The sequence below is a fragment of the Lentzea sp. genome, assembly GCF_036380075.1.
Classification (GTDB): Bacteria; Actinomycetota; Actinomycetes; order Mycobacteriales; family Pseudonocardiaceae; genus Lentzea.
The window spans coordinates 1-9,306 of record NZ_DASVFL010000153.1 but is presented as its reverse complement, the minus strand read 5'-3'; the positions used below and the strand labels follow the sequence as shown (position 1 = coordinate 9,306).

Sequence of the window (9,306 nt, the reverse complement as noted above, 5' to 3'; positions counted from 1 at the left end):
GTGGAGCTGAGGGGACTCGAACCCCTGACCCTCACACTGCCAGTGTGATGCGCTACCAGCTGCGCCACAGCCCCTTGAAGGTCCACGTTCCCGGGAGGTTTCCCTCTCGATCTCGTGTGGCAATACCGTACATCACCTGTGCCACAAGATAAAAATCGGGGGTATCCAAACCGCATTCGGGCTGGTAGGACCGGGTGATGACCGCCGCAGAGCCGTTCGACCCGAAGGTCGAGCGCATGGACCCCGACGCCCGCCGCGAGCTGCAGGAACAGCGCCTCCGGCACCTGGTCGACCGCCTCCTGCAGACCGACAACCTCCAGGGCGCTCGGCTGAGGGAAATCGGAGTGACGCGCGGCACAGACGTGCGTCTCGACGAGATCCACCTGCTGCCCACGATCACCAAGCAGGACCTGTGGGACCACTACCCGTTCGGCCTGCAGCTGGCGCCGCAGGGGGACGTCGTCTGCGTCCATGGCTCGTCGGGCACGGGCGGGCGGCCGACGCTCATCCCGTACACCGCGAACGACGTCGCGATCTGGTCCCAGGTCATGGCCAGGGCGCTGAAGGGCGCGGGGGCGACCAAGAGCTCGATCATCCACAACGCGTACGGCTACGGGCTTTTCACGGGCGGGCTCGGGGTGCACCACGGCGGCCTGGAGCTCGGCGCCACGGTCATCCCCATGTCCGGTGGCATGACCGAGCGGCAGGTGCGGCTCATCAACGACCTCAAGCCGGACGTGTTGTGCTGCACGCCGTCGTACGCGTTGCGGCTCGCGGACGACCTCCAGGACACGAGCATCAAGGTCGGCGTGTTCGGTGCCGAGCCGTGGACCGAGGAGATGCGGCAGGAGATCGAACGACGCCTCGGCATCAGGGCGTTGGACATCTACGGGCTGTCGGAGGTCATCGGGCCGGGTGTGGCGTGCGAGTCCCTTGACTCCGAAGGACTTCTCAACATCGCCGAGGACCACTTCTTCCCGGAGACGCTCGACGGCGAGCTCGTCTTCACCACGCTCACCAAGACCGGCATGCCGCTGCTGCGCTACCGCACGGGTGACGTGGCGACGCTGCACGAGCCGGCGGGGCAGCGCACGCTGCGCAGGATGAGCAAGCTCAAGGGGCGCAAGGACGACATGCTCGTCATCCGCGGCGTCAACGTGTTCCCGACGGAGATCGAGGCCGTCGTGCTGGAGCACGCGAGCCCGCACTACCTGATCGTCGAGGACCGCCGCACCACCACGGCGCAGTTGCACGTGGCAGTCGAGTCCACTCAGGACGTCGAGGAGCAGCTCACCGGGAAGCTCAGGGAACGCCTCGGCATCACGTGCCGGGTGCACGTGCTCGAGCCGGGAAAGCTGCCGCGCACGGAGGTCGGGAAAGCACAGCGCCTGGCCCGGTGGACCCAGGGCCAGGCGCCGATCGACGGACTCACCTAGTCAGGTCGGAAAGCCAGTTCTTGTTGTCGAGGTCGACGAGCTTGCCGTTCGCGGCGACACTCGGCGTGCCGCGGAAGCGACCGGTCTCGGCGTCCTTGAGGACCGGGTCGTTGCTGGTCTTCGTCATCAGCTCGTCCAGCTGCGACTTGTAGGTCTGGTTCTGCACGCACGACTCGAACGTGGCGGACGTGACGCCGACTTCCTTGCCCAGCTTGATGAGCTGGTCCTTGGTGTAGCCGGCGTCGCCCTCCTCGGGCTGCTTGGCGAACAGCGCGGCGTGGTAGGCGTTGAACTTGCCGTCGTCGGCGACGCACAGCGCGGCGTTGGCCGACTCGGTCGAGTAGCCCTCGGGGTTCGACAGGCGGTTCAGCATCGGCAGGACGTGGTAACGGATCTTGACCTTGCCGTCGTCGACCGCGTTCTTGATGTCGGTGCCGTAGGTCTTCTCGAAGGTGCCGCAGATCGGGCAGAGGAAGTCCTCGTACACGTCGACGGTCACGGTCGCGGTGTCCTTGCCCACCAGCACGGTGCTGCCGTCGCGGACCGCGGGCGCCGAGATCGTGTGGTCGGCCGGGGCCAGCGGGATGGCGTCCGACGTGGACGTCGAGGACGAGTTCGACTGGAAGACCACGTACCCGATCACCGCGATGGCCAGCACGGCCACGACGGCGACACCGGCGATGACCTTCGTCCTGTCCGAACCGCCGCTCGCGCCCCTGGCCTGGGCCACCGCAAGCGCGGCCTGCTTCTTCTTCCGCGCACTGCGCTCTGCTCCACCCACGGCCACGAGGGTAGCGACCCAGACTGATAGGAAGCTGAGCGGCCGATCACGCTTCCGGGTGGCGCGGTTTGCCGCCGACCCGTTCCCCGGTGGGGATCTCGGCGCTTTCGTCGAGGCGGCCGCACTCGGGAGCGACGGCGACGGCCGTGTGCTCTTCCTCATGTGTGGGCAGGGTCTCGGGCGAGACGAACCAGAAGCCGAGCGACAGCAGCAGCGCGGCCCCGGTGACGGCGAACGACGCCTCGAACCCGAACGAGTCGGCCAGCAGGCCGGTGCACAGCGGGCCGATGATCGCGCCGAGGTCGGTCACCATCTGGAAGCCGGCGAGCACGGGCCCGCCCTTGCCGCGCGGGCCGATGACGTCGGCCACGACGGCGTTCTGCGGCGGGTTCAGCAGACCGGCACCCATGCCGGCGATCAACGACGCGGCCATGAACGTCCACAGGTCGCCCGTGAAGCCCATCCCGACCGTGGCGAGACCGCTGATGACCAGACCGGCGATCGCGACGGGCTTGCGGCCGCGGGTGTCGGCGAGCCGGCCGGACAGGAACAGCATCGCGGCGTTGCCGGCGGCGAACACCGACATGGAGATGCCCGCGACGGCCGCGCTGTGCTCCAGCGCCTCGATGACGAACACCGGCACCAGCGAGATCCGCACGCCGAACACGGCCCAGCCGTTCGCGAACCCGGACGCCAGCGCCGCGCGGTACGCGCCGTGCCGGACGGCCTCGCGCACCGACATCGGCACGTCGGTGTTGGTCTTGTCGAGCGCTGTCAACGTTGACTTGCGGAGGAAGTACCAGACCACGAACGCCGCGACGCACAGCAGCAGGCCGTACGACACGAACGGCACCCACAGCCCGAACGGCACCAGGCCCGCGCCCACGATCGGTCCCGCGATGTTGCCGACGAGGAAGCCCGCCGCCCACATCCCGGAGGCCCGCCCGCGCATCGGCGCCGGGGTGATCCGGATCAGCAGGCCGAGAGCGGCCACCGTGAACATCGTCGACCCGACGCCCGCCAGCGCGCGCCAGGACAGCATCTCGGCGTAGCTCGACGAGAACCCGCACATCGCGGTGCCGAGAGCGACGATGAGGATGCCCACGATGTACACGCGGGGCTCGCCGAACCGGTTGACGAGCCGGCCGCTCATCGGCGCGAACGCCAGCCTGACGAACGCGAACGCGCTGATCAGGGCCGCCACCGCCGTGTGGCCCACACCGAACGTGGCCGCATACACCGGCAGAACGGGCGCCACGATCCCGAACCCCACGGCGATGATGAAGCTCGCCGCGACCAGAACCCACACCTCGACCGGCAACCGCTCGCGCACACAGACTCCCTTAGTCCTGCTAAGGATATGTCACGCGGCAACTAAGTAACTCAGTCGAGCAGCTCATCCACTCTGCGTACATAAGCAGTCACGGGATACGCCGCAACGAACCCGCACGCCTCGGCGAACCGCTCACCCGGACCCTCGTCCACCTGCGACGCGACCAGCATCGCGCCGGAGGACCGCAGGACCGAGACCGCGGACACCACCAACGACCGCCCCACGCCCCGACGCCGCCGCGCCGGACGCACGACGCACTGCTCGACCAGCCCGACCCCGCGTTCGCCGAACGACGACACGAACCCGCCGATCCGGTCGCCGTCGTCGACCACCAGCAGCGAGCAGCGCGGGTCGTCCAGCCGGTGCCCGAGCCACCGCAGCAGCCGCGCCCGGTTCCCGACCAGCTCGTCGGACAACAGCTCGACGATGCCCGGCAGGTCCGCGTCCACAGCCCGCCTGACCTCGTCGGACGCGACGGCGGGACCGCGGTGCACGACGGTCTGCAGCTCCTCGACGGCGTACCAGCCGGAGTCGTCGGCGATGCCCTCGATCTCGTCCACGGTCGTCGGCGACGCGTACACGACGGCCTCGGCGCGTCCGACATCCGCGAACGTCTGCTCGAGCTGGAGCAGCGTGGACGCGACCTCGACCGACGTGCCGTCCAGCGCGCAGCCGAAGTTGCCGGACGGCAGCGGGTTCTCGCGGTTGACCACCACCGCGGCGGACCCGACCTTGCCGACCTTGCCGTATCGCACCGCGCCGGACGCGAGCCGCGCCCCCTCGACCAGGATCGCGAGCGACCGGGACTGGTAGGGGTCGAGCAACTCCGGGTCGTCCGGGTCGCGCAACGGGTCAACCACCGCGGCGGTCCTTCCACTGGGCACGGGCACCGGGAGCGACCGGTGCGCGGGGAACGTCCCCACCGGACAACCCTGACACACTCACCGGTGTGCACCTGCCCGATCTCCCGGTGAAGTCCGTCCTCCCGCAGCTCCTGGAGCAGCTCCAGGAACACGGCGCGGCCGTCCTGGTCGCCCCGCCGGGAACCGGCAAGACGACGCTCGTCCCGCTGGCCCTCGAAGGCAAGGTCGTGGTGGCCGAGCCACGCCGGATCGCCGCCCGTGCCGCCGCCGCGCGCATGGCGAGCCTGCTGGGCGAACCCGTCGGCCACACCGTGGGCTACTCGGTCCGCGGCGACCGCAAGACCAGCAGGCACACCCGCATCGAGGTGGTGACCAGCGGTCTCCTCGTCCGCAGGCTCCAGCACGACCAGGAGCTCAAGGGCGTCGGCACGGTCCTGCTCGACGAGTGCCACGAACGCCACCTCGACGCCGACCTGCTCCTCACGCTGCTCCTGGACGCCAAGGCGGGCCTGCGCCCGGACCTGCGGCTCCTCGCGACGAGCGCGACCGTTGCCGCGCAACGGCTCTCCGACCTGCTCGGCGGCCCGGTCCTGCACAGCGAGTCGCGGATGTTCCCGACGGAGATCACCTACGTCCCGCCGGCGCGCAACGAGCACATCGAGAACACCGTCGCCAGGGCCATCACCAAAGCCCTGTCCGAAGTGGACGGCGACGTCCTCGCGTTCCTGCCGGGCGTGCGGGAGATCAACCGCACCAAGAACATGCTCGACGTCGAGACGGTCGTCCTGCACGGCCAGCTCGGCGCCCAGACGCAGGACGCCGCCCTCAGGCACGGCGACCACCAGCGGGTCGTGCTCGCCACCAGCATCGCCGAGTCCAGCCTCACCGTCCCCGGCGTCCGCGCGGTCGTGGACGCGGGTCTGGCCAGGGTGCCGCGTGTCGACCACCGCCGCGGTCTCGCCGGTCTGGCCACGATCCGCGTCTCCCAGGCCGTCGCCGAGCAACGCGCCGGCCGCGCCGGTCGTGAGGCACCGGGCCGCGTCTACCGCTGCTGGCCCGAGCACGAGCACTCGACGCTCCCCCGCTACCCGGAGCCCGAGATCAAGACCGCCGACCTCACCCGGCTCGCCCTGGAGCTGGCCGTGTGGGGCACGCCGGACGGCAGCGGCCTGAACTGGTGGGACGCCCCGCCGGAGGGCGCGCTCAAGGCGGGGCAGGAGACGTTGAACGCCATCGGCGCCCTCGAACCCGACCGCCGCGACCGCATCGCGAACGTCGGCCTGCACCCGAGGCTCGGCCGCGCCCTCATCGACGGCAGCGCGCTCGCGGGCAACCGCACGGCCGCCGAGGTCGTGGCGCTGCTCGACGACAGCACGCACCCGTCGACGAGCGACCTCGCGACCGCGCTGAAGACACCGGGCAAGTGGCGCCAGGAGGCCAGGAAGCTCGAAAAGCTCGGCACCAACCCGGCGGGCAGCGGAGACCCGGCGCTGGTCGTCGCCCTCGCCTACCCGGAACGGCTGGCGAAGCGCCGGTCCAAGAACAGCAGCGTCTACCTGATGGCCAACGGCACGGCCGTCGAGCACACCGACTCGCACCACAAGTGGCTCGCGATCGCGATCGCCGACCGCGAGCCGGGCAGCAAGCACGGCCGCGTCCGCCTCGCCGCCCCCGCCGACGAGGAGCTCGCCGTCACCGCCGCCGCGGCCCTCGTGCACACCGAGGACGACATCCGCTGGGGCGGCGACGTGATCGCGAACGAGGTCCGCAAGCTGGGCGCGATCACCCTCGACGAACGCCCGCTCAACGACCTCGCCAAGTCGCAGCAGGCACTCCGCCTCGGTCTGGAGACCGACGGCCTGGGCCTGCTGAAGTGGACCGACACCGCGAACCGGCTGCGCGAGCGGATGGCGTTCCTGCACCGGACGCGCGACTGGCCGAGCGTCGACGACGAGCACGTGGTCCGCGCGATCGACCTGGGGAAGGCGAGGAAGCGCTCCGACCTGGCCAAGATCGACACGACCGCGCTGCTCAGGAGCATGCTGCCGTGGCCGGAGGGAGCGGAGCTCGACAAGCTCGCGCCGGAGCGCATCGGCCAGGGCAAGGTCGACTACACGCAGGACCAGCCCGTCCTCTCCGTCCGCATCCAGGACGCCATGAAGTGGGCCGACACCCCGCAGATCGCCGGAGTGCCGGTGGTGGTGCACCTGCTCTCGCCCGCCGGCCGCCCTACCGCGGTCACGAGCGACCTCAGGTCGTTCTGGCGCAACGGCTACCTGCGCGTGCGCAGCGAGCTGAAGGGCCGCTACCCCAAGCACCACTGGCCGGAACGCCCCTGGGACCGGAGCAGGTGAACCGCCGGTGAACCGCCGACGTTGAACACTTCTGTGGGGCACATAGCCGTCTTCCTGATGCCCGAGCGCGGACACGTCCTGCCGGCACTCGGGCTGGTCGCCGAGCTCGTGCGCCGCGGCCACCGCGTGAGCGTTCCCGCCACGGACGCGTTCACCGCGGCGGTCACCGAGTGCGGCGCCACCCCGATCCCCTGCACCACAACGCTTCCGCGCGACCTGCCCGCGTCGCTGTTCGAGGCGGCGAAGCTCGCGCTCACCGAGGCCGAGTCGGCGGTGCCGCAGCTCGAGGAGCTCTTCCGCGACGACCGCCCGGACATCGTGCTGTGGGACGTCGCGGCGTGGGCGGGCGGTGTCCTCGCGCACCGGCTCGGCGTGCCGAACGTGGTGCTGGAGCCGTTCCTGGTCAGCAACGCGCACTGGTCGCTCGCGGCGGAGGTGGTGCCCGCGCGCACGTTCGGCCCCGACGCGATCCGGTTCTTCACCGAGGTGCACCGCTTCGTCGGCAGCGCGCTGCCGGAGTTCACCGCGGGCGCGCGGCGCCGGATCGCCCTGTTCCCCCGGCAGTTCCAGCCGGAGGGCGCCACGTTCGACGAGCGCTACGCCTTCACCGGGCCGGCCCTGACCGAGCGCGCGTTCCAAGGCACGTGGACACCTCCGGACGACCGGCCGGTGGTGCTCGCGACGACGGCCACGCAGGTCTGCGCCGACGCGGCCCGCGGGATGCCGTGGCACCTCGTCACGAGGGGCACCGTCCTGAGCCCCGCGCCCAACGTCGAGACGCACGAGACCGTGCCGCAGCTGGCGGTCCTGCGGCACGCGGGGGTGGCCATCACGCGCGGCGGTCTGGCGGGCGTCATGGAGGCGCTGCACCACGGCGTCCCCCTGATCGTCGTCCCGCACATGACCGACCAGCGGCTCAACGGCCAGCGCGTCGAGGAGCTCGGGCTCGGTGTGCTGCTCGACACGGTGACCGTGGCGGGCGTGCGCTCGTTGGTGGAGCAGCTGACTTCGGATTCCGCGATTTCCGCGCGGGTGGACGACATGCGGCGCATGATTCACCGGGCGGGCGGCAGCGCGTTCGCCGCGGACGTCGTCGAGGAGGAGCTGGCGCGGTGAGACGGACCTGGGACGACGCGGTCCGCACGCTCGGGGGCACCCCCGACGCGGGCGATCTGATGGAGCGCTACGCCGAGCCGCACCGCTCGTACCACAACACGTTCCACGTGGTCTGCGTCGTGCGCGACTCGTCCGCGCTGGCCGACGCGTTCGCGTTCACGACGGAGGAACGCGCGGTCCTCGCCCTGGCCGCCTGCGCGCACGACGTGGTCTACGACAGCAGGCCCGGCGACGACGAACGCGCGTCCGCCGCCTGGGCGCGGGAACGCCTGGCGGGCCTGGACGAGAAGTACGTCGCCCGCGTGGAGTCGCTGGTGCTGGCCACGATCACGCACTCGTCCGACGACCCGCTGGCGCACGTGCTGCTCGACGCCGACCTCGCCATCCTCGGCTCGGAACCGGAGCACTACGACCGCTACAGCGCCGCCGTGCGCCAGGAGTACTCGCAGTACGACGACGCGACGTGGCGCGCGGGCCGGGCGAAGGTGCTCAGGACCCTGCTCGACCGCGAGGACCTGTACGTGACCGAGCCCGCGCGGCAGCTGTGGGACGAGGCCGCACGGGCCAACCTGGCCCGCGAGCTTCAGTCGCTGACCTGAGCCTGCAGGCGGGCCTTCCGCACGCCGTAGGTGAAGTAGAGGACGAACCCGAGCACCATCCAGCCGAGGAACGCGAACCACGTGTCGAGCCCGAGGCTGAACATCATGTAGACGCAGAACGCCAGTCCCAGCAACGGCGTCACCGGCGAGAACGGCACGCGGAAGCTGCGCTCGCGGTCCGGCTCGGTGCGGCGCAGGATGACCACCGCGATGTTGACCAGCGCGAACGCGAACAGCGTGCCGATGCTCGTCGCGTCGGCCAATGCCCCCAGCGGCACCAGCGCGGCCAGCACGGCGATGAACAGGCCGACCACGACCGTGTTCGCGAACGGCACACCGGTGCGCGGGCTGAGCTTCGAGAAGAGCGGCGGCACCAGGCCGTCGCGGGACATGGCGTACAGGATGCGCGTCTGTCCGTAGAGGACGGTCAGCACCACCGAGGTGATCGCGACGACGGCCCCGATCGACAGCAGGACCGGCCAGATCACGCCGCTCGCGTTGTCCGTGAGGACCCTGGCCAGCGCGGCCTCCGTGCCCTCGAACGTCTGCCACGGCATCGCACCGACGGCGGCCAGCGCGACCGCGCAGTACAGCGCGGTGACGACGACCAGCGAGATGATGATCGCGCGCGGCAGGTCGCGCTGCGGGTTCTCGGCCTCCTCCCCGGCGGTCGAGGCGGCGTCGAACCCGATGTAGGAGAAGAACAACGTGGCCGCGCCCGCGCTCATCCCGGCCAGCCCCAAGGGGACCAGCGGAGCGAAGTTGCCCGCCTTGAACGCGCTGAACGCGACGGCGCAGAACATCAGCAGCGCGCCGACCTTGAC

8 protein-coding genes and 1 tRNA gene are annotated in these 9,306 nt (G+C 70.7%); 4 read left to right on the top strand and 5 right to left on the bottom strand.

The annotated features are described in order from the left end of the window. Window position 1: 1 nt before the first annotated feature. Window positions 2–74: transfer RNA gene (locus tag VF330_RS18155), tRNA-Ala, on the bottom strand. A 123-nt stretch (window positions 75–197) separates the two neighbouring features. Between VF330_RS18155 and VF330_RS18150 the strand changes: the two genes are divergently transcribed. After that, window positions 198–1,436 (top strand): phenylacetate--CoA ligase, encoded by a 1,239-nt coding sequence (locus VF330_RS18150; RefSeq protein ID WP_330852800.1) that lies wholly within the window; start codon window positions 198–200, stop codon window positions 1,434–1,436. Here VF330_RS18150 and VF330_RS18145 read toward each other — a convergent pair. The 3 genes from VF330_RS18145 to VF330_RS18135 are packed head-to-tail and all read right to left on the bottom strand — an operon-like array spanning window position 1,429 to window position 4,410. Further along, on the bottom strand, window positions 1,429–2,217 hold the full coding sequence (locus VF330_RS18145) for a DsbA family protein (protein ID WP_330852799.1): 789 nt from the start codon (window positions 2,215–2,217) through the stop codon (window positions 1,429–1,431). The two genes, VF330_RS18150 and VF330_RS18145, sit on opposite strands and share 8 nt — an antisense overlap. 46 nt (window positions 2,218–2,263) lie before the next feature. Further along, window positions 2,264–3,550 (bottom strand): MFS transporter, encoded by a 1,287-nt coding sequence (locus tag VF330_RS18140; protein WP_330852798.1) that lies wholly within the window; start codon window positions 3,548–3,550, stop codon window positions 2,264–2,266. A 50-nt stretch (window positions 3,551–3,600) separates the two neighbouring features. Continuing rightward, window positions 3,601–4,410, bottom strand: coding sequence for a GNAT family N-acetyltransferase (locus VF330_RS18135; protein ID WP_330852797.1), 810 nt, complete (start codon window positions 4,408–4,410; stop codon window positions 3,601–3,603). 89 nt (window positions 4,411–4,499) lie between these two features. Between VF330_RS18135 and hrpB the strand changes: the two genes are divergently transcribed. Genes hrpB through VF330_RS18120 form a run of 3 tightly spaced genes read left to right on the top strand, consistent with a single transcriptional unit; the run spans window position 4,500 to window position 8,482 of the window. Continuing rightward, window positions 4,500–6,767 (top strand): ATP-dependent helicase HrpB, encoded by a 2,268-nt coding sequence (hrpB, locus tag VF330_RS18130; RefSeq protein ID WP_330852796.1) that lies wholly within the window; start codon window positions 4,500–4,502, stop codon window positions 6,765–6,767. A 57-nt stretch (window positions 6,768–6,824) separates the two neighbouring features. After that, window positions 6,825–7,883, top strand: a complete 1,059-nt coding sequence (locus tag VF330_RS18125; RefSeq protein ID WP_330852795.1) for a nucleotide disphospho-sugar-binding domain-containing protein — start codon at window positions 6,825–6,827, stop codon at window positions 7,881–7,883. Beyond that, the gene (locus VF330_RS18120) at window positions 7,880–8,482 is read left to right on the top strand and encodes a hypothetical protein (RefSeq protein WP_330852794.1); all 603 of its coding nucleotides are present in this window, start codon (window positions 7,880–7,882) and stop codon (window positions 8,480–8,482) included. The genes VF330_RS18125 and VF330_RS18120 overlap by 4 nt, the downstream gene beginning before the upstream one ends. On the opposite strand, the gene VF330_RS18115 is transcribed toward VF330_RS18120, so the two are convergent. After that, window positions 8,467–9,306, bottom strand: an 840-nt coding sequence (locus VF330_RS18115; protein ID WP_330852793.1) for an APC family permease, incomplete at its 5' end; no start/stop codon positions are given. The genes VF330_RS18120 and VF330_RS18115 overlap by 16 nt on opposite strands.